Below are 24274 nucleotides of genomic sequence, written 5' to 3'. Positions count from 1 at the left end.
CGTGCTGTGGTTACAAGTAGGCGGTGACGCCGGGCTGACGCGGTTTCCCCTCGATCGGTGCGGGGGCGCCGAGGCTGCCCTCGTACTGGCGGACGGCGTCGGCGAAGGCGGTATCGGCCTCCATGTAGCGGTCCAGGATGATCTTGTGGACGGTCTGGATGTCCTCGATGATTTTGTAGTTCTCGTCGAGGATCGAGTACACGTCGTTCTTGTCGGGGGCGTTCTTGCCCTTCTCCTTGAAGCGGTTGACGAGAGTCTGCGCCGAGGTGAGCAGTGCGTTGTCGGCGCCCAGACCCCAGTCCTTCGCCGGGGTTTCCGCAATTCGTTTGGCTGTTTCCTGCATATCGCGGATCAGGAGTTTGAAGCTTTCGCAGTCTCGGTTGATGTTGACGAATTCCTCAGGAGTCAGGCGGACCGACATACGGCCTTCCTGGGCTTCGGTGATCAGGTTCGTCAGTGGCCGCGCTGGCGGATTCTCTTCGGTCATGTTTCCCCCTCGATGTGTTGGATCGACCGGACCGGTGTCGTCGGCAGCTCAAGCCTGCGCTGGCATAGTCGGAACCACGAGTTCGGCGACCTCCACGCCGAGTTGGCAGGTGTTCTGGTGGCCGGTGTCGCTACCAGAGGGCGGGTTCACAATATGGAATTCCAGGCTGCCGCCCTGCATTTCGACATTGATCGAGCAGGACTCGTCGTCGTTGCTCTTGCGCACCGATGTCGCCGGTCGCCCAGCGATCGTGAGCTCTTCCAGGGTGTCGCTCCAGCGGTCACGAATATATTCAAAGGTCAGGTTGCTGACGGTGACACTGATGGCGTATCCGTTGGTGCGGACCCATTTGCAGCCGCGCCACTTCGTGCCCCCCGGGCCATCGAAGTCCGCCGTGTTCGGCTTGGTCGCCGCACGTAGTTGTAGCTGGTCGAGAATGTCTTGGGTGACCCCTACACAGGGGTCATAGCTGGTAGGGGCTTCAGGCTGTAGGCCGAGCGGCGTAAGCGTGCCGGTGGAGGCCGGCGTGCTCTCGGCGCTTCCACCTGCGGAATCACACCCTGTCGCCAGAAATCCGGCGACAGCTAGCGCCGCCGCCAACTTCATCCCCTTGCGCAGCAGCATTCACGCCCCCTGGATCCAGTGGTTCAACCTACCGGCACGCTAGCAGAATCGGACCAATCGCGCGCGAGCCGCCCAACTCGGATAACCAGCTTCCGCCTGGTCAGGCTCGGGGCGCGGGCCTGCGTCCAGTCACCGGCACGCTCGGCGATAAGCCGATTGCAACGCGGTTCAGGTTCTGGTTTCGCTCGGTTGTGGCGTGCACATCACCCTCTGGCCGCCTCGTTACGACGGGTTGGGCTCAGCTGTTGCGGTGGTGGAACTTCCGGGCATTGGCACAGGCAGTAAATGAGTCCCATGCGTCCGAGGCGAACACGAGGGCGGGGCCGCTCGGGTTCTTCGAGTCGCGGACACCGACCATGCCGCTGTCCAAGAACGCGACTTCCACGCAAGAACCACTGGTTTCGCTGTAGCTGCTTTTGAACCAACGAGCGCGGGATAGGTCACCGGTCACGGTCATACTCCTTTGCGACCTGCCGGAGCAGGCTCCTCGAATCCGCCTCGTCCAGGGTGGTGCGCTGGATATCTTCGGCTAGCTCATGGTAGCGCTGGACGGTTTCGTGGTTGTCGATGTACAGGTCGCTGCTTACTGAGCCGTCCAGATAGACAACGGGGGGTTCGACGATATTGCCACGGCTATCGGTACCGAAGTCGAGTATTACGAACGGGGTTGGAGGTTTGCCCCAGGTGCAACCCGCTTTGAATGGCTGGATACGCAACACGATGTTGGCCCTTTTACCTACTTCGGCCAGTTGTCGAAGCTGCGCGGCCATGATTCGCGGGGAACCGATGACGCGGTGCAACGCAGATTCGTGAAGGAGAACCTCGAGCCGCAGCGGGCTGTACTTGCGGGTCACCAGTACTTGCCGCGCTACCCTGGCCTCCACACGGTGTTCGAGTTCTTCCAGGTTCCCGCCACGAAGGTAGGCGCCGATCAGGCCCCGGGCGTAGGCAGGAGTTTGGAGCAGGCCCGGGATCAGTTCTTGAAAGGTTATGACCCGGCGGGCCGATCGTTCCATGCTCGCATACAAGTTAAAGGCGTCGCTGAACATACCGCCCAGCGTGACCACACCCTCGTCGTCTGCCTTGGCCGCTTTGGTGGCGAGGTCCACGGCCTTATCGGCTTCATCCGAACTGAGCTCGTAGATGGTGCAGAGTTCCCGGACAGCTTGTGTGCGAGGGGTTTTGGAGTGCCCGGACTCCAGTCGTTGCAGCCCGGTCGCGCTGAGCCGGGCCTCGGCGGCGGCGATGGCGATGGTCATGCCGGTGGCTTCGCGGCATTCGCGGAGGAACCGCCCGAGCTGGCGGCGGAGCAGGGTCGGGGATTCAGTCATGTGACGCTCCTGGAATGTGGATGCGGAGGTGCCCGTTCGTGAATCCGGCCGGGCGGGAAATCTGAACGCTCTTCTATCGCACCCGTGCATCTGATCGTGGCGCTTTGCGCGGGTTCGAATATGGTCTCACGCTGGGCTTTTCATGATATCGCCACCGATGCTGTGCTGTCCGGGCTCCCGGTGGGCCGGCTCCGACGGTCCCTCGCGGGGCGTATCGAGCTTCCGCTGTGCAATCGCAATAGGAGAACCGATGGACGTACACACCGGGCGTGAACCGTGTTGGCCTGCCACGCCGGTTCAGCTCCTCGTAGATACCCCTCGGGACGCACCCGCCGAGAACATCCGCTGTCCGGGTCCGGCGCGATGAGCCTGCGCATCGTGCTCGGAATGCTGCGTGAGGAACAGCCTGCACACTGGCTGCAGTACCGCGACGGGTCGTGGGCACCGGTGTGGACCGACGGGCGGGTCGGTGAATGTATTGCTATTCCGGAACTGCTCGGCGCGTCCATCGAGGAGTTGGCGGTACTGGTGGAGTCGGGCCTGGTGGGCGCGATGGTGGAGACTTCGGGGCGCCGCCGTCGCAACGGATCGGAACAGCCGTGCGAATCGGGACCGCACTCGGCCACAGAGCATTCCGGCCCGGACTTTCCAGGAACCAGGGCAGGCGATCCGGTTAGCTGATCGGTGTCGGTGTCCGGTCGTAGCCTGGGCGATGTGAGCATCGTTTCGGATTATGAACAGCTGATCGCCGACCAGACTCGCGTGCTGGGCGCCGATCACCCCGACACCCTGACGAGTCTGCGCCGGCTGACCGAGTTCCGCTTCGACTGCCGCGATTTCGCCGGGGCGGCTGCCGGTTACGAACAACTGCACGCTGTACGGGTACGCATCCTCGGTGCCGATCACGAGGATACGCTGCTCATGCTCGCGAACCTGGCCGCCACCCGCGCCATGATGGGTGACTACACCACGGCCGTAATCGATTACCGGCAGGTGTACGAGCGGCGTGCCCGCGTGCTCGGCCCCGACGCCCCGGACACCCTGCGAACGCTGAGCATGTTGGCCGACGTCCGGGGGTCCGCCGGAGACCACGAAGGCGCCGCCGCCGACTTTCAGCAGTTGCTCGAAGCGCGCAACCGCGTGCTCGGCCCGGAGCACGAGGAAACCCTGCGCACCCGCGGCGACCTCATCTACCAGCGCAGCCTGCTGATCACCGCCCAGCAGCAGGTGCCGGACCTGGAAGCGGACATTTGACCATCCGGAAGACCGGATGCCGATTGCGTTTGAGATCGGCGCAACTTCCCGGGTGCCGCCGACCTCACGGACCGGCGGTGATACGCCGCGGTGCGAGGGTTGTCGTCGCGTCCGAGATCTACTTCCCGGGATTTTCGAGGGTGGCTTGGAAGCGGCGCATGCCGCGGATCCAGCGGTCGTAGTCGGAGCCCTTGTTGCGGTACATCTGGAGGACCTCGGGGTGCGGGAGGATCAGGAAATCGCGGGCGGCGACGCCGGCCAGGACGGTGTCGGCGACCTCGTCGGGGCTGAGGACGGTGCCGGCGGATTTCACCGCGTTGATCGCGAGGCGGCCCGCTTCCGCGTTGTTCTCGGGGATCATTCCCTCGCGCAGCAGGGCCGTGTCGACGCCCATCGGGCAGACGCAGCTGACGCCGATCCCTTTGTCGCCGTAGGTGATCGACAGCCATTCCGCGAAACCTACGGCCGCGTGCTTGGACACCGAGTACGGCGCTGAGCCGAGCTGGGTGAGCAGACCCGCGGCCGAGGCGGTGCTGACGAAGTAGCCGGTGCCGCGTTCGAGCCAGCCGGGAACGAGGAGCCGGGCGGCGCGGATATGCGCCAGGGTGTTGATTTCGAGAGCTGCCGACCATTGGGCGTCGGTGCTGTCCAGGCCCGCGCCGCCGCCGATACCGGCGTTCGCGAAGTAGAAGTCGACGGGACCGAACGTGGATTCCGCCGTCGCGATCTGCTGGGCGATCACCTCCTGGTCGGCGGCGTCACCGCTCGTGGAGACGGCGGCGTCGCCGATATCGTCCGCGACCTTCGCGGCGGTGGTGGGGTCGAGGTCGGCCACAACGACCTTCGCGCCGTGGTCGGCGAGGCGGTGGGCGAGTGCCGCGCCGATCCCGGATCCGCCGCCGGTGACGATGGCGGTGCGGCCCGCGAAGGTGTCCGTTACTGTGCCTGAGAGCTCCATATCGGCACCCTATCCCGTACTGCGACACAAGCCTAGCTGTGTCGCTTAATCTAGGCATTTCGGCAGGTCGGGGGTGATCGCGGTGTCGCCGGAGTCGTACCTTCGTTCGGGGCGCCTCGGTGGCGACGGCCCGAGCAGGGGTTGGGTGGCGGGCTCTCGTCAGTCCGGTTCGGCGAGGCGTTGCAGCAGGGGTGCTGTCCGCGGACCCACCAGTTCCTGCATCACCAGGGCCATATTGGTCCGCACCACGCCCGGAACCTTCAGGACCTGGCCGGTGATCCGGTAGAGGTCGTCGGCGTCGCGGGCGACCACCCGGACCGTGAGATCGGTGGGGCCGGTCATCCCGCAGACCTCAGTGACCTCGGGTATTTCGGCCAGTTCGGCGACCACCGCGTCGAGCTGGTGCTGGTCCACCACGACCGCCACGAACGCGGAGAGCCGGTAGCCGAGCGCGCGCGGCTGCACCCGCAGTTCGAAACTGCCCAGCACGCCGGCTGCCTCCCAGCGGGCCAGCCGGGCCTGCACGGTGTTGCGGGAGAGTCCGAGCCGGGCGGCCAGTTCCACGCCGGTGGCGCGCGGGTTGGCGGTGAGTTCGAGCAGGAGTCGCGCGTCGGTGGCGTCCAATACCGGCTCGGCGGTTTCTCGACTGGTCATATAGCGCAGTATGACAGCTTCGGGCGCCTGGATTCTGTGCAGACTGCGCAGTTGCCGGATCGAGACTTGCGCAGCTCGCATAAGCGTGGATGCTTTGTGTTATAGGCCACATCAGCGCGTGACCCGCGTGAGGAGGCGAGGCCATGCCCGGCACAACCGAGTATCCGGTGCAACTGATCCAGCCCGACGGCGCCCGGGTGTACAACCCGGAATACCAGGCCCTGGTCGCCGATATCGGCCCGGACGAACTGTGGCAACTCTACGAAGATCTGGTGGTGAGCCGCCGTATCGATACCGAGGCCACCGCCCTCGCCCGGCAGGGGCAGCTCGGCCTGTGGGCGCCGATGCAGGGGCAGGAAGCCGCCCAGGTGGGTTCGGCGCACGCCCTGCGGGCCGACGACTACGTGTTCTGCAGTTACCGCGAAACGGCGGTCGCATATTGCCGCGGGGTGGATCCGGGCGCGGTGACCGCGATGTGGCGTGGGGTCGCGCATTCGTCGTGGGATCCGGCGCAGGTCAATATGACCAACCCGGCGATCGTGGTGGGCGCCCAGGGCCTGCACGCCACCGGTTACGCCTACGCCGCCCATCTCGACGGCGCCGAGATCGCGACCGTCGCCTATTTCGGTGACGGTGCCACCAGCCAGGGCGATATCGCCGAGGCGCTCACCTTCGCCTCCACGTGGAGCGCCCCCGTGGTGTTCTTCTGCCAGAACAACCACTGGGCGATCAGCGAACCGGTACATCTGCAGAGCGCGACCCCGATCGCGCAGCGGGCGGTGGGGCACGGGATTCCCGCGTGCCGGGTGGACGGTAACGATGTGCTGGCGGTGCTGGCCGTCACCCGCCGGGCGGCGGTTCGCGCACGCGGCGGCGGTGGGCCGTCGTTCATCGAGGCCATCACCTACCGGATGGGCCCGCACACCACCGCCGACGATCCCACCCGCTACCGCACCGCCGCGGAAACCGAGGAGTGGGCCCGGCGCGATCCGATCCTGCGGATGCGGCGCCTGCTGGAACGCGAAGACCTGTTCGACGAGGCGGCGCAGCGGCGGGTGGACGAGCACGCCGACGAGGTGGCGCACCGGGTTCGTTCGGCGACGCTGACCATGCCCGACCCCGATCCGCTGGAACTGTTCGAGCACGTCTACGCGACCCCGCATCCGTTCGTCGAAGCCCAGCGCCGCGACTACGCCGAATACCTGGCTGCCGATCCGGCCGGCGACAGCGCCGCGCCTGCCCTGCGCGCGGAAGGAGTCCGCTCATGATCACCACATTCGCCGCGGCGCTCAACGCCGGCTTGCGTACCGCCCTCGAGGACGATCCCAAGGTGGTGCTGATGGGCGAGGATATCGGCCGGCTCGGTGGCGTGTTCCGGGTGACCGATACGCTCCAGAAGGATTTCGGCGACCGCCGTGTGATCGATACGCCGCTGGCCGAATCCGGGATCGTGGGCACGGCGTTCGGAATGGCGTTGCGCGGGTACCGGCCGGTGTGTGAAATCCAGTTCGACGGATTCGTCTACCCGGCGTTCGACCAGATCGTCTCGCAGGTGGCCAAGATCCACTACCGCACGCGCGGAAAGGTGCGCGCCCCGCTCACCATCCGCATCCCGTTCGGCGGTGGAATCGGTTCGGTGGAGCATCATTCCGAATCGCCCGAAGCGTATTTCGCGCATACCGCGGGGCTGCGGGTGGTGTCGCCGAGCAACCCGGCCGACGCCTACACGATGATCCGCCAGGCGATCGCGCTGGACGATCCGGTGATCTTCTTCGAACCCAAACGCCGCTACTGGGACAAGGCCGAACTCGACCCGGCGGCCACCGATTCGCTGCCGCTGGACCGGGCCCGGGTGTGTACGGACGGTAGCGATGCGACCCTCGTCGCCTACGGCGGCACCGTGGCCACTGCGTTGTCGGCGGCGAAAATCGGTGCCGAGGAAGGACTTTCGCTGGAAGTGATCGACCTGCGCAGCCTCGCGCCACTGGATATCGACACCATCGCCGAATCGGTGGATAAAACGGGCCGGCTGGTCGTGGTGCACGAGGCGCCGGTGACCGGCGGGATCGGCGCGGAAATCGCCGCCCGGATCACCGAACGCTGTTTCTATCAACTGGAAGCCCCGGTGCTGCGGGTCGGTGGATTCGATATCCCCTATCCTCCGGCTAAGCTCGAGAAGCATCACCTGCCCGACCCGGACCGCATCCTGGCGGCGGTCGACCGAACGCTCGCCGCCTGAGTGCCCTCGCCGCCCTGACGCCAGCCGGAGGTGCCCACCGTGGACGACGACCCGACCACCGAATCCGGGGAGATCCTGGAATTCCGGCTGCCCGATCTCGGTGAGGGGCTCACCGACGCCGAACTGCAGAACTGGACGGTCGCGGTGGGCGACCGGGTCGAACTGAACCAGACCATCGCGGAGGTGGAAACGGCGAAGGCGGTGGTCGCGCTGCCGTCGCCGTTCGCCGGGACCGTGGTGGAACTGCTGGCCGAACCCGGAGCGACGGTCGAGGTGGGCGCACCGCTGCTGCGGATCCGTACCGCCGCACCGGCATCCGGTGGACGAACCTCGGTGCTGGTCGGTTATGGGCCGGAAACGCAGGAACAGCCGTCCAGGCGCCGCCGCCGGGCGAGCGGAACGGCTCCCCGGGAATCACAGGACAGTGCGGCCGGGGGAATCTCCTACCGCGACGGTGTGATCGGCGCGCCGGGCGGCGCGGATACGACTCCCGGTGGATATCCGGACGAACCTGCGCGGGCAGACCTGGCCGGCGCGGGGCCTGCGGAAGCGGCCGGTGATTCGCGGGCGGGTGGGACCGCGGGCGAGTATGCCGAGAAGCCGGCAGATGTGCAGGCAGATGAAGCGGAGCGTCGGCCCGGGGAAGCGGCGCGTGCCGGTGGAACCGCCTACGGGTACCGGGGTGAGTCGGCAGCTGCGCGGGAAGACGAGGCGGGCCGCCGGCCTGTGGAAGCAGGCGATGCGAGTAGGGCGGCACACGGGTATCGAGGGGCGGCGACAGACGAGGCGGGCCTTCCTGGGGGCGCGGTAGTGGAGGAGCGCGGCGTCCGGCGCGAGGCGGACGGCGCCGCGGGGCCCGGCGGCGGCCGGGTCGCCGCAACGCCGGGTGCGCGAAAGCTGGCTCGGGAGTTGGGAATCGACCTCTGGTATGTCGCCGGGTCCGGCCCGGCGGGGGCGGTGACGGTTGCCGATGTGCGCGGTGCCGTGCCGGTTTCCGAGCCCGACTATCGCGACCGTGACGACGCGGAAACCCCGGCGCCCGAACAGCCGGTCCGCGGCGCCGATCGGGAGGAACGCACCCCGATCTCCGGGGTGCGCAAACGCACCGCGGCGGCCATGGTGGCCAGTGCCCGTACGATTCCGCAGGCGGCCACCTCGAGCACCGTCGATATCACCGCATCGCTGGAACTGCTGGAACACCTGCGCGCCACCAAAGCTTTCGAAGGGCTGACCCCCACACCCTTGGCGCTGATCGCCAAGGCCGTCCTGGCCGCCCTCGCCGAATACCCCGGTATCAACACCTTCTGGGACGAAGCGAATTCGGAGATCGTCACCCGCTATTACGTCAACCTGGGTATCGCGGTCGCCACCGACCGCGGACTGCTGGTGCCCAACATCAAGGACGCGCAGACGCTGAGCCTGCGCGAACTGTGCCGCGAGATCGGCTGGCTGGCCCAGACCGCCCGCGACGGCCGGGCGAACCTGCCCGATCTGCGCGGCGGTACGTTCACCATCTCGAACGTCGGCGTATTCGGTGTCGATTCGGGAATTCCGCTGGTGAACCCGGGTGAGGCGGCGATTCTCTGTGTGGGAGCGGTCAATCGGCGGCCGTGGGTATTCCGCGGCGAACTCGCCGTACGCTCGGTGGTCACCCTGACGTTGAGTTTCGACCATCGCATGATCGACGGGGAACTGGCGGCCCGTTTCCTGGCCACCGTCGCCGGCGCCTTGGAGGACCCGCTGACGCTGCTCGCCCGGATCTGACGGCCCGCCGAATTCTGTGTCGGCGTGGACGCCGCCCACGCGACCCGCGTACGGTGACGAAATCTGTTCCAGACTCTTGGACGAGGAGCTGCGTTGAACGCGGTACTGATCTCGGCTGAAGAACTCCGGGAATCAACCGAAAAGAATCTGCGCCTGCTGGATGTCCGCTGGCAACTCGGCGACCCCGAGGGCCCGCAGCATTACCAGAACGGCCATATCCCGGGCGCGGTATTCGTCGACCTGGATACCGAACTCGCCGCGCTACCCTCCCCGGCGCACGGCCGTCACCCGCTACCCGATCCCGAACAGCTGCAGAAATGCGCGCGGAGCTGGGGCATCTGCGGGGGCGATCCGGTAGTTGTCTACGACGCGCTCGGCGGGATGTCGGCGGCTCGGGCCTGGTGGCTGCTGCGCTGGGCCGGGATCACCGACGTGCGCATCCTCGACGGCGGGTTACCCGCATGGGTGCGCGGCGGAGGTGAGCTGGCCACCGGCGTGGGACCCGATCCCGAACCCGGCGATATCGAACTCGAACCCGGCCGGCTGCCGGTGATCGACGCCGATGCGGCCGCCCGCTGGAAAGGGGTGCTGCTGGATGCGCGAGCGGCCGAACGGTACCGCGGCGAACACGAGCCGGTGGATCCCCGGGCCGGTCATATTCCCGGCGCGGTCAGTGCACCGACCAGTGAAAACCTCGGCGAAGACGGCTGTTTCCTGCCCGCCGAACTACTGCGGCGGCGCTACGGCGACCTGGACGGCGAACCGGTCGCGGTGTACTGCGGGTCCGGAATCACCGCCGCGCATGCCATCGCGGCCCTCGCGGTGGTGGGGGTGGAGGCAGCCCTGTATCCGGGGTCTTGGTCGCAGTGGGCGCACGATCGGAAACGCCCCGTCGCCACCGGAGCCTGAACGCACGGCGCCGGCCGCGCCCCGACCCTGTGACGCGCCGGTCGAGCCGGTTCAGTCACAGCGCGCGGCGATCTCGCGGAGTACTCCGTGGTCGGCGGCGGTGACCGGTAGCTGGTAGCGCAGCGCCACGGTGAGGTATCGGCCCGCGTAATAACAGTGGCCGGGCCGCGACGGCGGTAACCACTGCGCGGGTGTGCTGTCGCTTTTGGCGGTATTCGTCGCGCGGTCGGTGGCCTGCAGGTTGTAGTCGATATCGTTGGCGAAGCGAATGCGCTGCGTGGGCGTCCACGCCGCGGCGCCCATATCCCAGGCGGCGGCCAGCGGATAGATATGGTCCACCGGCATCTGCTGCGCGCTGCGCCGGTCGAAAACGATCCGGGTGCCCGTGTACGGATCGGCGAGCGTGCCGGACTGCACCACACAATTACGGGTGCCCGGCCGGTACGCGACCTCGGTGAGCTGCCGGGCCAGGACGTTGTTGCGGGTATCGCAGCCGTCGTGCCCGCCCGGGCCGTCGTGATCGTCGGACCAGGCCGGGCCGAATACGCAGCCCTCCCCGGACCCGCAATCACGTTCGTATCCGCCGGCGTGCGGACGGTGCGGGACCACCTGCACCGCGGCGAGCAACTGTTCGATCTGTGCTCGCCCGGGACTGCCCGGCGCGGGCCGAGGACCGACGGCGACACCCGCGCAGCCGGTGAGCGCACCGAGCAGCAGACAGGCGAGCAGGAATACCGGAACCGTGTGAATCTTCCCCCGTGTCCTCACGGATACCGGTATACCGGACCGCACCGACAGCTGGCGCCGGCCGCGGCTCACAGCCAGGCGCGAGCCAGCAACTCGTCGTTGTCGACCCCGCTGTTACGGGGTGGGAAACGAGTCGCGACCAGCGATTCGATATGCACGCCGTCGTGGCCGATCACCCAGGAACCGCCGTTGTCCCCGCATTCGGCGATCTTCGCGAACGTCGTGAGGAGAAAGGTGATCGCATCCTCTGGGCGTTCGGTGCGGGCCAGGCGCTGTGATTCGCCCGGCCGGGAGAGATCCAGCCAGACGCCGCACTGGCCGTCCAGCCGCATACCGACGATCTTGCCGGCCTCCACGAAGGTGAATTTGCGCCGTTCCCAGGGTGTGGTCGGCGTATAGCTCTGCTCGAGAACCTGGAGCAGAATGGTCATACTGCTGCCCTCCGCTGTTCGATGACGCCGCTGTGTGCTGTGGGACCGCTGTTCCCGGGCCGGAGTGCGCCGCCTGGCGGAGGCGATCCCCGGGGCAGGACGACTCGCCCGACACGGCGTCTCACCCGGCGGGCGTGGATCGCGGATAACAGCGGTGACCAGCGGATATTTCCCAGTATGTGCCGTCGGGGTGGATAAATCCAGAATGCGCCCGGGCGTGCCGGGACGGCGCCGGGCGGTGTCCGCCGCGGACGGGCGGGGGACCGTTCGGGACGTGTCGGACCGGGCTGATTGGATGGGACGATGTTGCACGGACTGTGGTCGCCCGGGTTCGGGTTGCTGCTGTGGCGTGCCCCGGGGGCCGAGGGGGAGCCGGTCGGCGGTCTGCTGGGCTCGGTGCTCGCGGAATCGCGATTCCGGCATCGGGCCGAGGTGCTCATCGTCGACGAGGCGGGGCCGCGGCGGGAGGTCGTGCGGGCCCATGCGCTGGCCCCCGCTGCCGCTGCGGCCGCGCTGCGGCAACGGCTACCCGCCGCCGCCGTGGCCGGCGACCTGCGGTTCCTGGCTCATCTCGCGCTGGGGCTGGAGCGCTGGATCCGGGCGGGGATGGTCGTGCCCGAATTGCGGCGCGAGGAGGGCCGGTGGTGGGCGCGCTGGCGGCCCGCCGGCGGTGCGGGTCAGCGCGCCTGGCTCGCCGAACTCGCGGCCCTGGCGCCGCCGGCGCTACGCGTCGCGGGTGAGCCGGCCGATGTGCTCGACGATATGGTCACCGAACTGACCGACCCGATGGTGCGGGAACTGCTCGATCCGGCCACCTCCGAGCATCCCTTGGTGCACGCGTTGTCCGCCGATGTCCCGGTGGATACGGGCAGCCATCAGGCGTCCGAGGTACTGCGGCAGTGGCGCGAGACCCGCTCGGCCGACGAGCCCGGACTGGTACTGCGGTTGCGCGAGCCCGAGGGCGAATACGCCGCGGTCCCCGGCGATTCCGCACTGTGGCGGCTCGAGGTCTGCCTGCGTGAGGACGGTGTCGCACCGCGGCCGATCCCGGTACCGGGGATCCCGGACGAGGTGCGCACGGGGCTGGAATGGCTGGGCGCCGCGCAACGCGCCTACCCGCGGCTGCGTGACGTACCCGGTGACCCGCACAGCCTGGACCTGCTGCTGCCCACCGAAGTGGTCGCCGATCTGGTCGCGCACGGGGCGCAGGCGCTCTCGGCCGCCGGGATCCCGCTGCTGTTGCCGCGGGCGTGGAATATCACCGAACCGAGCCTGCGGTTGCGGGTGAGCGGGGCGGCCGTACCCGCGGCGCAGAGCACCGTCGGCTTGGACGGGCTGGTGTCCTACCGGTGGGAACTGGCCCTCGGCGATACCGTGCTCTCCGAATCCGACATGCAGCAGCTGATCAGCGCGCAATCGGATCTGGTGCGGTTACGCGGGGAATGGGTGCAGGCCGATCACAGTGCCCTCGCCGCCGCCGCGAAATTCGTCGCCCTGCACACCGCCGACAACGAGATCACCCTCGCCGATCTGATCGGTGAGATCGCCGGAACCCAGGTCGGGCGGGTACCGCTCACCGAGGTCACCGCCGAGGGCTGGCCGGCCGCGCTGTTCGACCCGGACCGCGCGCAGGAACCGGTGGCCGCACCGGCCCGGCTGAAGGCACAGTTGCGTCCCTACCAGGAACGCGGGCTGGCCTGGCTGGCGACGATGAACAGCCTCGACTGCGGGGCGATCCTCGCCGACGATATGGGTCTCGGGAAAACCATCCAGGTACTCGCGCTGCTGCTGCACGAACGGGAACGCGAGACCGCACCGCGGCCGACCGTGCTGGTGTGCCCGATGTCGGTGGTGGGCAACTGGCAGCGCGAGGCCGACCGATTCGCCCCCGACCTGCGCGTGCTCGTGCACCACGGGCCCGGCCGGGCCCAGGGTCGCGAGCTGGACGCCGCGGTGGCCGGCGCCGATCTGGTGATCACCACCTACGCGCTGCTCGCCCGCGATATCGCCGATCTGTCCCGGCAGCAGTGGGAACGGGTGGTGCTCGACGAGGCACAGCACATCAAGAACGCCGCTACCCGGCAGGCGCGGGCGGCCCGGGCGTTACCGGCCCGGCACCGGCTGGCGCTCACCGGCACTCCGGTGGAGAACAGGCTCGAGGAGTTGCGCTCGCTGTTCGATTTCGCCGTGCCGAAACTGCTGGGCAGCCCGCAGACCTTCCGCGCCCGTTTCGCGGTGCCGATCGAACGGGAGAACGACGAGAACGCCGTCACCAGGCTGCGCGCGGTGACCTCGCCGTTCCTGCTGCGCCGGGTGAAAACGGATCCGGCGGTGATCTCCGATCTGCCGGAGAAACTCGAGATGACGGTCCGGGCCAACCTCACCGCCGAGCAGGCGGCGCTGTACCAGGCGGTGGTGCAGGATATGCTCGAAAAACTGCGCGACGCAAAGGGAATGGCGCGCAAGGGAGCCGTTCTCGGCGCACTCACCCGGCTGAAGCAGGTATGCAACCATCCCGCCCATTTCCTCGGTGATTCGTCGGCCGTGCTGCGCCGCGGCGCGCACCGCTCGGGGAAACTGGCACTGGTCGAAGATGTGCTCGACGCCGTGCTCGCGGAGGGAGAGAAGGCGCTGCTGTTCACCCAGTTCCGCGAATTCGGTGAACTCATCGCGCCGTACCTGGCCGAACGGTTCGGCAGCCGGATCCCGTTCCTGCACGGCGGGGTCGCCAAGAAACGGCGCGATGCGATGGTGGAGGCCTTCCAGCAGGACGACGGCCCGCCGCTGATGCTGCTCTCGCTCAAAGCCGGCGGCACCGGCCTGAACCTGACCGCCGCGAACCATGTGGTGCACCTCGACCGCTGGTGGAATCCCGCGGTGGAGAACCAGGCCACCGACCGGGCGTTCCGGATCGGCCAGCAGCGCACGGTGCAGGTACGCAAACTGGTCTGCGTCGACACGATCGAGGAACGAATCGACGAAATGATCACCGGGAAAAGGGAACTCGCCGATCTCGCGGTCGGGGTGGGGGAGAACTGGATCACCGAACTCGGCAACGACGATCTGGCCCGGCTGTTCACCCTCGGCGCCGAGGCGGTGGGTGAGTGATGGCCGATTTCGCGGAATACGGGAAACGCCGGCCGGTATCCGGGGGCGCGGCGGCCCGCAACCGGCGCGGCGGTTTCGCCCGGACATTCTGGGGCAAGGCACTGCTCGACGTGATGGAACGGCTCGCCGACCCGGGCCGCCTCGCGCGCGGGCGCACCTACGCGCGGGCGGGGCAGGTGGTGAGCTACCGCATCGAACCCGGCGTCGTCACCGCCGAGGTGCAGGGCAGCCAGCCGAGCCCGTTCACCACCACCTGCGAGATCCGCCGGTTGCGGCCGGAGGAAATCGATCTGGTGGTCGAGGCGATCCGGTCCGCCCCGGGGATGCTCGCCCGGATCGTCTCCGGGGACCTGCCCCGCGAGCTGGCCCCGCACCTGGTGCCGGAAACCGCCGCCGATATCGACTTCGGCTGTACCTGCCCGGACCCCGGCTGGCCGTGCAAACACGCCATCGCCGTGGTCTGCCTGCTGGCCGAACGCCTGGACGAGCACCCCCGCGACTTGCTGGCCGTGCGGGGGCTGAGTATCGAACGGCTGATCGGCGGAGTAGAGACGGCCGCTCAGGAGGTGGACGAATCCACCGACCCCTACGGCGAGGCGCTGGAACTCCCCGCACTACCGGCTCCACGGGGTGGGCCCGCGCTCGACGAATTGGACCCGGCGCTACTGCGGCGCGCGCTGCGCATGCTCTGCGCCGACGAGAACGCCGCGGCCGCCGGAAACCGCGCGCTGGTCACGATGTATGGGTCCATGACCGGAAGGTAGGGGTCTCGCCCCGTAGCGCACCCCGCCGCCGCTGCGTGCGCGTCGCGACCGATCAAGTGCCCGGCGGCACGGCGTGGAATATGAGCTCATCCAGATCTCTATGTTTCCGGCCGCGGTGAAATGAGCTGTAAGCCCTGTTCCGAGGAGTGCAGCGGGCGTGCCCGGTCCGGGTGCGTGCCGGATCGCGTATCGATTCGGCCGGAGACGGGCGTGCTGTCTGTTCGGCGACCGCCCACTTCACGGCACGCCCGGGAAAACAGCGCCCGGGCCCGGCGGTTCCGGGCAGGGAGTTCAATCCAGCCGGTAGACCCGCTGGGCGTTGGCCCGGAAAATCTTGTCGAGCGGTGCGGAGTCACCGAGGTGCTGGGTGAGGACCGTGGCAACCGCCTGGGCGCTGCCGGCGATGGAGGTGATTGGCCGGTCGACCGGGAAGTTCGATCCCCAGACGAGACGGTCGGCGCCGAACGTATCGGCGGCGTGCCGGAGCAGGGGGCCGATCCGGTCGACGAGTTCGGGAACCGGTGTCGGGGAGCCGTGCCGCGGGACCGGGTGCCCGAGGATGGGCATCATCAGGCCGCTGACCTTCGCCACCACCTGCGGGCATGCGGCCAGATCGGCGATATCGGTGCGCCACCGTTCGAGGAGACCGGCGCGAGCTTCGGCATCCCGGCCGGTGTGCTTACCGACCGGGCCGAAGATTCCGGCGGGTGTGCCCAGGTGGTTCAGGATGATGGTGGTCTCCGGGTAGCGCTGGGCGAGCGCGGTGACCTCGGGGATCTGATGCGAATACACCCAGGCTTCGAAGGCCAGATCGCGTTCGGCGAGTGCCGCGAAACCGTCCAGGAACTCGCGGCTGCGCAGCGTGTTCGGTCCGGACGCGAAACTGCGGATCCCGGTGTCCGGGTGGTGGGCGACCATACTGCGGATCCCGCGCACCAGCGGCGAGGCCGACAGATGCGCGTCGAGGAGTTCGGGGAATCCGGGATCGGCCGGAGAACCGCCGCCGCTGACCGCCGCCAGCGCGGGCGTATCCACCCCGAACGGCAGCGCGGTGACCCAGCGGGTTTCCTCGGCCTTCGGCCCCGTCCATTCGACCTCGATATGGACCACCGATTCGACGGGCACCCCGGCGGCGTCGGCCCGGTAGTCGGCGGGCAGGTACGGACCCATATACGCGGAGGGTTCGCCGACGAATTCGCGGTCCCGGCGCGGCGCCAGCCGCACCGCCAGCCCGAGGGGCAGCGGCAGGGCGCGCATGAGCTTGGCGGTACCGCTGAATTCGCGCGGATTGGTGAACGGATCCCACTGGTGGATATGCGCGTCGATGATCCGGATATCGCCGATGTCCATAGCGCTGGTGGCACCTTCCTGCGATCGTCGTCGGTTCGCCGAGCCTAGCGCGCGGGCGGCGGCAGCCCGTCGAATTCCGGCGTTGTTGCCGGTCGGCCGGGCTTGCGACGCGATGTGGTTGCAGGGTGCAGCCTCCTCGGTGCAGGGTGTGGGCGGAGAACCGCACATGCATGCGCGGCCGGATACATGTGTGCGGTGCCGGGTGCCGGTGTGGCGGCTGTTGAGTCAGGGCGCAGCTGCCAGGCGTGGCGCCAACCGGGCGAGGTTGCCGGGGTGTGGCGGTTGCCGGGCGCGGGGCCGGGCGGGACAGATGGAGTGGCCGGGGTCGGTGCCGTCCTGGGGTCTGAGAGCGGTGGCCGGGGTGGGTGCTGCCCCGGGGTATAGGAGCGGTGGGTGACGGGTTTGCCGTGAACCCGGGACGCGGGGGGTGTCGGCGGCATAATGGGTTCTGTGGCCGAGAAGGATTCGGCGCCCGAGGCGTCGCAACAGGTGCCGCGAGGTGAGTCGCGTACCGGGCAGTCCGAGCCGGATCGGCCGATCTCGGCGGCGCCGCCCGCGGGCGATTCGGGCGCATCCGGCCGCAAGCCGGCGTTCCGCGCCGGAAAGGGGAAACGCGGTAGGTCATCCGGCGCGGATGGACCGGAAACCGAAACCGTGGAGTCGACGAAGCCGGTAACCGGTGGCGGGTTACCGGCCGTGCCCGGCCCGCGGCAGACGGCGGTTACCGGTAGCGGCGGTGCGCTCCGGCCCGGAGCGGAGGGCACCGGACCCGGCGCACAGCAATCGGCGGGTACCAGCGGTGGCGCGCACGGGGCCGAGGGCACCGGACCCGTGGGCATAGGCTCCGGTTCCGCTTCCGAGGGCAAACCGGGAAATGTCCCCGGACAGGCGCCGCCCGCACTGGTCGACCTCGTGCGGCGCGGTGTGCTGGACGAGAACCAGTTGGGCGCGGTGGTGACGGCGCTGGCGCAGGAGCACCCCCGCCCGACCCCGGCGCGGCTGCTCGCCGAGATCGCCGCGTACGCCGGCGCGGGATTGCTGCTGAGCGGGCTCGTGCTGATCCTCGCCGAGTCCTGGGACGATATGGCGAAACTCGGCCGGTTCGTACTGTTCGTCCTGGTGGCGCTCGGATTGACGGTGGCCGGGGTGGCCACCGCCGGCGGGCGGCGGGTGCTGTTCCGGCCGGCCTGGCGGCTGCTCCCCGCTGCCGGGCATACCGCGCGCACCCGGCTGGCCGCGGTGCTGTTCGCGCTGGCCGCGGTGAGTATCGCGGCCGCGGCCGGTGCGGTGTTCGACGACGGGAACGTCAGCACCGATCGCACCTGGGTGTACGCGGCGGTCGCGGGTCTGCTGGCCGCGGTCGCCGGGTATGCGGCGCTGCCGTCGTTACTCGGATTGCTGTTGTGTGCCGGGTTCAGCGTGGCGGCGGTACACGGTGTGCTGGGCGAGTTCCTGGCGGTCGACGGCGACCTGACGGGCCTCGGTGTGCTGGCACTGGGTCTCGGCTGGCTGGGTATCACCCGGCTCGGGGCCGTGCTCGATCGGTGGGCCGGGTATGTGGTGGGGGTCGTGGTGGCCGTAACGGGGGCGCAGACCGTCGACGTCTTCGATCAGATGCGGCTGGCCTATGTGCTCACGGCCGTGGTTGCGGTGGTGTGTTTCGCGCTCTACGCGACCGATCGCTCCTGGGTGCTGAGCCTCGGCGGTGCGGCCGCCCTGACCTTGGCGGCGGTGGAAGCGGTCGCGGACTGGACCGGGGAATCGGCGGGCGCATCCGGCGCGATTCTCGTGGTCGGCGCGGTGGTGCTCGGGATCGGTAGTTATCTGTTGACCAGGTCGGCGAAGAAATCGGTACAGATCTAGTGCCGTTGCCCCGGGATACGCGGGGCCCGCGACGTCGGTGGCGCTCCGGGGCGTTCCCGCAGCTTGCGGATCTTGCCGGTGGGTCTGGTTTGCCGGCGGGGGCGGGTGTATCGTTTTGCTTGGACGTCCAACTATTGGATGCCCGCAATAATGATCTTCGTGTGACGGACGGCCGCAGCGCCGCGCCCGCCACCCCCGACACGAGGCAGGAATCGCATGGTTCGAGAACTCACACATTTCATCGGCGGGCAGCAGGTCCCCGGCACGTCCGGCCGGTTCGGCGATGTCTACGACCCCAACCTCGGTGAGGTGCAGGCCCGGGTGCCGCTGGCGAGCAAATCCGAGGTCGAGCAGGTCATCGCGAATGCCGAAGCCGCGCAGCCGGGCTGGGCCGCGACGAACCCGCAGCGCCGGGCGCGGGTACTGATGAAGTTCCTGACCCTGGTCAACGACGAGATGGATTCGCTTGCCGCGCTGCTGTCCAGCGAGCACGGTAAAACCATCGCCGACGCCAAGGGCGATATCCAGCGCGGGCTCGAGGTCATCGAATTCGCGGTGGGTATCCCGCACCTGCTCAAGGGCGAATACACCGAGAGCGCGGGCACCGGGATCGATGTGTACTCGATGCGCCAGCCGCTGGGTGTGGTCGCCGGTATCACCCCGTTCAACTTCCCCGCGATGATCCCGCTGTGGAAGGCCGGGCCGGCACTGGCCTGCGGTAATGCCTTCGTGCTCAAACCGTCCGAACGTGACCCCTCGGTCCCGCTGCGGCTGGCCGAGCTGTTCCTCGAGGCCGGCCTGCCCGAGGGTGTGTTCAACGTGGTCAACGGCGACAAGGAAGCCGTCGACACGATTCTGCACGATCCCCGGATCAAGGCCGTCGGCTTCGTCGGCTCCACCCCGATCGCGCAGTACATCTACGAAACCGCCACCGCCAACGGTAAACGCGCCCAGTGCTTCGGGGGTGCGAAGAACCATGCGATCGTCATGCCCGACGCCGACCTCGACGATGTCGCCGACCAGCTGATCGGTGCCGGCTACGGTTCGGCCGGTGAGCGCTGCATGGCGATCTCGGTGGCCGTGCCCGTGGGCGAGGAGACCGCGGACCGGCTGGTCGAGAAGCTCACCGAGCGGGTGCACAAGCTCAATGTCGGCAAGTCCGACGATCCGGGCGCCGATTACGGGCCGCTGGTGGGTCTCGACGGTGTGGACCGGGTGAAGAAGTACATCCAGCAGGGTATCGACGAGGGTGCCGAACTGGTGGTCGACGGCCGCGGGCTCACCGTGGAGGGCGCCGAGAACGGCTACTTCGTGGGCGCGACCCTGTTCGACCGGGTCGGCAAGGAGATGTCGATCTACACCGACGAGATCTTCGGCCCGGTGCTCAGCGTGGTGCGCGCGGGCGACTACCAGGAAGCGCTGGCGCTGGCCAACGATCACGAATACGGCAACGGCGTCGCCATTTTCACCCGCGACGGTGATACCGCCCGCGATTTCGCGGCCAAGGTGCAGGTGGGCATGGTCGGTATCAATGTGCCGATCCCGGTGCCGATCGCGTACTACACCTTCGGTGGCTGGAAGCGCTCCGGGTTCGGCGATCTGAACCAGCACGGCCCCGATTCCATCCGCTTCTACACCAAGACCAAGACGGTGACGCAGCGCTGGCCGGCCGGGCTCAAGGAGAGCAACAGCTTCGTCATCCCGACGATGGAATGAGCATGTTCACTCTCGACTCCGACGAGCGGGCGATCCGCGATACGGCCCGGGAGTTCGCCGACGAATACCTGGCCCCGCATGCCGTGGAATGGGACCAGGAGAAACATTTCCCGGTGGACGTCCTGCGGAAATCGGGTGCCGTCGGGCTGGGCGGTATCTATGTGAGCGAGGAGTTCGGCGGATCCGGGCTGCGCCGGCTGGACGCGGTGCGGATCTTCGAGGCACTCGCCACCGGCTGCCCGGCCGTGGCCGCCTATATCTCCATCCACAACATGGCGACCTGGATGATCGACGCCTACGGCGACGACGAGCAGCGCCGCCGCTGGTTGCCCGGCCTCACCGCGATGGACCTGCTGGCCAGCTACGCGCTCACCGAACCGGGGGCGGGCTCGGATGCCGCGGCCATCACCACCCGGGCGGTGCGCGACGGCGACGACTACATCGTCAACGGCGCCAAACAGTTCATCTCGGGTGCGGGCAGCAACGACGTCTACGTCATGATGGTCCGCACCCAGGACACCGGCGCGCGCGGTATCTCGACGCTGGTCATCCCGGCCGACACCCCCGGCCTGGAGGTGGGCCCGAACGAGAAGAAGATGGGCTGGAACGCCCAGCCCACCCGGCAGGTGATCCTCACCGACGCCCGCGTCCCCGTGGCCAACCGCCTCGGGGCCGAGGGCGACGGTTTCCGGATCGCCATGAACGGGCTCAACGGTGGCCGGCTCAATATCGCGGCGTGCTCGATGGGCGGGGCGCAGGCCGCGCTCGACAAAACGGTGCCCTACCTGGCGCAGCGCACCGCATTCGGGGCGCCGCTGCTGAACAATCAGGCGTTGCAGTTCGAATTGGCCGATATGCGGACCAAGCTGGAGGCCGCGCGGACCCTGCTGTGGCGGGCCGCGGCGGCGCTGGACGCCGACGCGCCCGACAAGGTCGAACTGTGCGCCATGGCGAAACAATTCGCCACCGACGCCGGTTTCGAGGTCGCCAACGCCGCTTTGCAACTGCACGGTGGTTACGGTTACCTGGCCGAATACGGTCTGGAGAAGATCGTCCGGGATCTGCGGGTGCACCAGATCCTGGAGGGCACCAACGAGATCATGCGGATGGTCGTGGCCCGGTCGATGACGGCGTCCGTGGAAGGAACTGTATGAGCGAGGAACCCGAAGTCCTGGTCGAACAGCGTGGCGGCCTGGGCCTGATCACCCTGAACCGGCCCAAGGCCATCAACGCTCTCAACCATGCGATGGCGCTCACCATCACCGGACAGTTGCGGGCCTGGGCCACCGATGATTCGGTGACCACGGTCGCCATCACCGGTGCCGGCGAGCGTGGGTTGTGCGCGGGCGGCGATATCGTCGCCATCCACCACGACGCCAAGGAACAGCAGGCGGCCGGGCATGTGGGGTCGGCGGCGGATTCGGCGACCGGGAAGTTCTGGCGCGACGAGTACATTCTCAACGCGCTCATCGGCCGCTACCCGAAACCGTACGTCGCGGTGATGGACGGGATCGTGATGGGCGGCGGGGTCGGTCTGTCCGCGCACGGCAGCCACCGGATCGTCACCGAGAAGTCGACCATCGGGATGCCCGAGGTCGGGATCGGGTTCATCCCCGATGTCGGCGGCACCTACCTGCTGTCGCGGGCGCCGGGCGAACTGGGCACCCATATCGCTCTCACCACGGCGCGGATGAAGGCCGGTGATGCGATCGCCACCGGTTTCGCGGACTATTACGTGCCGTCCGAACAGATCCCGGCCCTGCTGACGACACTGCAGACCGAAACCGCCGATATCGCGATCGCCAAATTCGCCACCGAGGCACCGGAATCGGCGCTGCTCGGGCAGCGGGAGTGGATCGATTCCTGCTACGGCGCGGAGACGGTCGCCGAGATCGTGGCCCGGTTGCAGGAACACCCCGATACCGAGGCCGACGCCGCGGCCACCGCGATACTCGGCAAATCGCCTGTCGCGCTACAGGTCACGCTGCGCTCGCTGCGCTCGGCGCGGACGGCGCACAGCCTGGAGGCGGTGCTGAACGAGGAATACCGCGTCTCCATCGCCTCGCTGGCCTCGCACGATCTGGTCGAGGGTATCCGCGCCCAGGTCGTCGACAAGGACCGCAACCCGCAGTGGTCGCCGGCGACCCTCACCGAGGTGAGCGGCGGACAGGTCGACGCGTACTTCGCCGGACTGGGCGAACGGGAACTGGGTTTGACTACTCCGGAGGACAAGTGATGAGCAAGACGATCGGCTTCCTCGGCCTGGGCCATATGGGCGGGCCCATGGCGGCGAACCTGGTGAAAGCCGGGTACGAGGTGCACGCGTTCGACCCGTCGGCCGCGGCGCAGGAGCAGGCCCGCAAAGACGGTGTGGCGCTGGTGGATACCGGAGTCGCCGCCGCCACCGGCCGGGACATCGTGATCACCATGCTCACCAACGGCAAGCTGGTGCGCGATGTGTATGCCGAACTGCTGCCGGTCGCCCGGCCGGGCACCCTGTTCGTGGACTGCTCGACCATCGACGTCGCGGACGCGAAGGCAGCAGCGGAGGCGGCCACGGCGGCTGGGCACCGGGCACTGGACGCCCCGGTTTCCGGTGGGGTCGCCGGTGCGGCGGCCGGCACGCTGACCTTCATGGTCGGCGGGGCGGACGCCGATTTCGCCGAGGTGCTGCCGGTGCTGGAGGTGATGGGCGCCAAGGTCGTGCACTGCGGTGCTTCCGGGGTCGGGCAGGCAGCGAAGATCTGCAACAACATGCTGCTGGGCATCTCGATGATCGGGCTCTCCGAGGCGCTGGTCCTGGGGGAGAAGCTGGGGCTGAGCCACCAGTCGTTCTTCGATGTGGTGTCCCAGGCATCCGGGCAGAGCTGGGCGCTCACCGCCTACTGCCCCGTCCCGGGGCCGGTACCGACGAGTCCGGCGAACAACGATTACCAGCCGGGCTTCGCCACCGCCCTGATGAACAAGGATCTGGGCCTGGCGGTGGAGGCATTGCGCGCCAACGGGGTTCAGGGCCGCATCGGGGAACTGGCCGCCGAGATCTACCGCGAATTCAACGAGACCTCCGGGGGCCGGGACTTCTCGGCGATCGTGACCGATATCCGGGAACGCAGCGGGAAATACCCGGCGTAGGTTTCCTGCGCTCGGATACTTCCGGGGTGCGCCGGTGACCGTACCGGCGCACCCTAGCGGAAGTTGTAGTTGTAGCTCGCGTAGCGGGGCTTATCGCTGCCCGCATCCTCCCAGGTGTACCCGTACGTGCCGATATGTTCCAGGCGGAAGCTGGTATCGACGTAGATGTCGAAGCCGCTGCGCCGGGCGCGTTCGGTGAAGGCGAAATCCTCGCCGAGGTACCAGTGATTCCCGTCGTCTTCCGGCAGCAGCATCGGGAGGAAATAGGGGACCGTGGGCGTGCCGTACCGGAGATTGCACACCGGGAGCCGCTCGTGTTCGGCGATCTTCTCGTAGACCTCCCGCCTCGTGTGCAGGAAACCTGTTCCGGTGTAGCGGACCTCGGTGAGTCCGCCGCCTTCGCCGAGGACGAACCGCTCGGTGCCGGGCAGGATATGGCAAGCCAGCGCACGGGCGTTTTTCTTGACGCATACTCCGCCGACCAGCGGAAGGTCATGGGCGCGCAGCAGTTCCACTACGTCCGGGTCGAAACCGGTGTCGGAATCGATCCACATCAATTCGTCGAATCCCTCGGCGAGTGCGTCGGTGGCCATCTGGCTACGCGCCTGGTCGATGGCGGCCGATCCGTAGCGGCGCCACACCCGGTAGCCGCGTCGCTCCAGTTGTTTCAGAGCGGTGTCACAGTCCGGTTCGATGTGGTGGCCGACCGGCACCAGGACAACGCAGCGCGAGGGATCCATTCCGATTTTCCGCCTTCCAGCAACACCGTGTTCGGAACAACCGTACCGCCGAGCATCCCGCCGGACCGGCGGGCGAATACGCATGAAGGCGGTGATCGAGGCCGAACGCAACACTGTTCGGCGGGCGGAAACGCGGTGTTCGGCAGCCGGACGAACGGAATTCATCGTCCGCATCGATCCGCGTCTGCGCCGGTGGCCCGCAT

23 protein-coding genes are annotated in these 24274 nt (G+C 68.2%); 13 read left to right on the top strand and 10 right to left on the bottom strand.

The features are described from left to right. Nucleotides 1-10: 10 nt before the first annotated feature. The 4 genes from ACQEVO_RS25390 to ACQEVO_RS25375 all read right to left on the bottom strand — a co-directional run bounded on the left by ACQEVO_RS25390 (nt 11) and on the right by ACQEVO_RS25375 (nt 2442). Nucleotides 11-487, bottom strand: a complete 477-nt coding sequence (locus ACQEVO_RS25390) for a hypothetical protein (protein WP_432917904.1) — start codon at nt 485-487, stop codon at nt 11-13. 48 nt (nt 488-535) lie between these two features. Further along, nucleotides 536-1111, bottom strand: a complete 576-nt coding sequence (locus tag ACQEVO_RS25385; RefSeq protein WP_432917902.1) for a DUF3558 domain-containing protein — start codon at nt 1109-1111, stop codon at nt 536-538. A gap of 238 nt (nt 1112-1349) precedes the next feature. Beyond that, nucleotides 1350-1562, bottom strand: coding sequence for a DUF397 domain-containing protein (locus ACQEVO_RS25380; RefSeq protein ID WP_432917899.1), 213 nt, complete (start codon nt 1560-1562; stop codon nt 1350-1352). Beyond that, nucleotides 1552-2442: a helix-turn-helix domain-containing protein gene (locus ACQEVO_RS25375; protein ID WP_432917896.1), complete on the bottom strand. Its 891-nt coding sequence runs from the start codon at nt 2440-2442 to the stop codon at nt 1552-1554. Before ACQEVO_RS25375 ends, ACQEVO_RS25380 begins: the two co-directional genes overlap by 11 nt. A 363-nt stretch (nt 2443-2805) precedes the next feature. Here ACQEVO_RS25375 and ACQEVO_RS25370 point away from each other — a divergent pair, with 363 nt between their 5' ends. After that, nucleotides 2806-3123, top strand: a complete 318-nt coding sequence (locus ACQEVO_RS25370; RefSeq protein WP_432917894.1) for a hypothetical protein — start codon at nt 2806-2808, stop codon at nt 3121-3123. Between the two features lie 33 nt (nt 3124-3156). Beyond that, the gene (locus tag ACQEVO_RS25365; protein WP_432917892.1) at nt 3157-3696 is read left to right on the top strand and encodes a tetratricopeptide repeat protein; all 540 of its coding nucleotides are present in this window, start codon (nt 3157-3159) and stop codon (nt 3694-3696) included. A gap of 118 nt (nt 3697-3814) precedes the next feature. On the opposite strand, the gene ACQEVO_RS25360 is transcribed toward ACQEVO_RS25365, so the two are convergent. Next, nucleotides 3815-4654, bottom strand: coding sequence for an SDR family oxidoreductase (locus tag ACQEVO_RS25360; RefSeq protein ID WP_432917889.1), 840 nt, complete (start codon nt 4652-4654; stop codon nt 3815-3817). A 159-nt stretch (nt 4655-4813) separates the two neighbouring features. Continuing rightward, a complete protein-coding gene (locus tag ACQEVO_RS25355) occupies nt 4814-5308 on the bottom strand; it encodes an Lrp/AsnC family transcriptional regulator (protein WP_432917886.1) in 495 nt (164 codons plus the stop codon). A 143-nt stretch (nt 5309-5451) separates the two neighbouring features. Here ACQEVO_RS25355 and pdhA point away from each other — a divergent pair, with 143 nt between their 5' ends. From pdhA to ACQEVO_RS25335, 4 genes are all read left to right on the top strand, one after another. After that, nucleotides 5452-6576, top strand: coding sequence for a pyruvate dehydrogenase (acetyl-transferring) E1 component subunit alpha (gene pdhA, locus ACQEVO_RS25350; protein WP_432917883.1), 1125 nt, complete (start codon nt 5452-5454; stop codon nt 6574-6576). Continuing rightward, the gene (locus ACQEVO_RS25345; RefSeq protein ID WP_432917880.1) at nt 6573-7547 is read left to right on the top strand and encodes an alpha-ketoacid dehydrogenase subunit beta; all 975 of its coding nucleotides are present in this window, start codon (nt 6573-6575) and stop codon (nt 7545-7547) included. Before pdhA ends, ACQEVO_RS25345 begins: the two co-directional genes overlap by 4 nt. A gap of 39 nt (nt 7548-7586) precedes the next feature. Beyond that, nucleotides 7587-9311 carry a 2-oxo acid dehydrogenase subunit E2 gene (locus ACQEVO_RS25340; protein WP_432917877.1) on the top strand — a complete coding sequence of 575 codons (1725 nt, stop codon included), beginning with the start codon at nt 7587-7589 and terminating at the stop codon, nt 9309-9311. 93 nt (nt 9312-9404) lie between these two features. Next, nucleotides 9405-10220 carry a sulfurtransferase gene (locus tag ACQEVO_RS25335; RefSeq protein ID WP_432917873.1) on the top strand — a complete coding sequence of 272 codons (816 nt, stop codon included), beginning with the start codon at nt 9405-9407 and terminating at the stop codon, nt 10218-10220. A gap of 51 nt (nt 10221-10271) precedes the next feature. Here ACQEVO_RS25335 and ACQEVO_RS25330 read toward each other — a convergent pair whose 3' ends face one another. After that, nucleotides 10272-10988: an HNH endonuclease family protein gene (locus tag ACQEVO_RS25330; RefSeq protein WP_432917870.1), complete on the bottom strand. Its 717-nt coding sequence runs from the start codon at nt 10986-10988 to the stop codon at nt 10272-10274. Nucleotides 10989-11035: 47 nt separating this feature from the next. Next, entirely contained in the window at nt 11036-11398 is a 363-nt protein-coding gene (locus ACQEVO_RS25325) for a hypothetical protein (RefSeq protein WP_432917867.1), read from the bottom strand. Between the two features lie 303 nt (nt 11399-11701). Here ACQEVO_RS25325 and ACQEVO_RS25320 point away from each other — a divergent pair, with 303 nt between their 5' ends. Both ACQEVO_RS25320 and ACQEVO_RS25315 read left to right on the top strand, forming a co-directional pair. Continuing rightward, the gene (locus tag ACQEVO_RS25320; protein ID WP_432917864.1) at nt 11702-14506 is read left to right on the top strand and encodes a DEAD/DEAH box helicase; all 2805 of its coding nucleotides are present in this window, start codon (nt 11702-11704) and stop codon (nt 14504-14506) included. Continuing rightward, complete coding sequence (locus tag ACQEVO_RS25315; protein WP_432917861.1) at nt 14506-15270, top strand: SWIM zinc finger family protein; 765 nt, start codon at nt 14506-14508, stop codon at nt 15268-15270. The genes ACQEVO_RS25320 and ACQEVO_RS25315 overlap by 1 nt, the downstream gene beginning before the upstream one ends. A gap of 291 nt (nt 15271-15561) precedes the next feature. Here ACQEVO_RS25315 and ACQEVO_RS25310 read toward each other — a convergent pair whose 3' ends face one another. Then, entirely contained in the window at nt 15562-16620 is a 1059-nt protein-coding gene (locus ACQEVO_RS25310) for an amidohydrolase family protein (protein ID WP_432917859.1), read from the bottom strand. 450 nt (nt 16621-17070) lie between these two features. On the opposite strand from ACQEVO_RS25310, the gene ACQEVO_RS25305 reads away from it, so the two are divergent. The 5 genes from ACQEVO_RS25305 to mmsB all read left to right on the top strand — a co-directional run bounded on the left by ACQEVO_RS25305 (nt 17071) and on the right by mmsB (nt 23331). Then, nucleotides 17071-18483 carry a DUF2157 domain-containing protein gene (locus ACQEVO_RS25305; protein WP_432917856.1) on the top strand — a complete coding sequence of 471 codons (1413 nt, stop codon included), beginning with the start codon at nt 17071-17073 and terminating at the stop codon, nt 18481-18483. A 216-nt stretch (nt 18484-18699) separates the two neighbouring features. Next, nucleotides 18700-20199, top strand: a complete 1500-nt coding sequence (locus tag ACQEVO_RS25300; protein ID WP_432917854.1) for a CoA-acylating methylmalonate-semialdehyde dehydrogenase — start codon at nt 18700-18702, stop codon at nt 20197-20199. Nucleotides 20200-20201: 2 nt separating this feature from the next. Continuing rightward, nucleotides 20202-21353 (top strand): acyl-CoA dehydrogenase family protein, encoded by a 1152-nt coding sequence (locus ACQEVO_RS25295; RefSeq protein ID WP_432917851.1) that lies wholly within the window; start codon nt 20202-20204, stop codon nt 21351-21353. Further along, a complete protein-coding gene (locus ACQEVO_RS25290; protein WP_432917848.1) occupies nt 21350-22435 on the top strand; it encodes an enoyl-CoA hydratase/isomerase family protein in 1086 nt (361 codons plus the stop codon). The genes ACQEVO_RS25295 and ACQEVO_RS25290 overlap by 4 nt, the downstream gene beginning before the upstream one ends. Continuing rightward, nucleotides 22435-23331: a 3-hydroxyisobutyrate dehydrogenase gene (mmsB, locus tag ACQEVO_RS25285; protein ID WP_432917845.1), complete on the top strand. Its 897-nt coding sequence runs from the start codon at nt 22435-22437 to the stop codon at nt 23329-23331. The genes ACQEVO_RS25290 and mmsB overlap by 1 nt, the downstream gene beginning before the upstream one ends. A 53-nt stretch (nt 23332-23384) precedes the next feature. Here the strand turns inward: mmsB and ACQEVO_RS25280 are convergent, their stop codons facing one another. Next, on the bottom strand, nt 23385-24071 hold the full coding sequence (locus ACQEVO_RS25280; RefSeq protein ID WP_432917842.1) for a hypothetical protein: 687 nt from the start codon (nt 24069-24071) through the stop codon (nt 23385-23387). Between the last annotated feature and the right edge of the window lie 203 nt (nt 24072-24274).

Origin of the sequence: Nocardia sp. CA-290969 (assembly GCF_050936135.1) — a bacterium.
Taxonomy (GTDB): Bacteria; Actinomycetota; Actinomycetes; order Mycobacteriales; family Mycobacteriaceae; genus Nocardia.
This window is presented reverse-complemented; position numbering and strand designations above follow the sequence as displayed.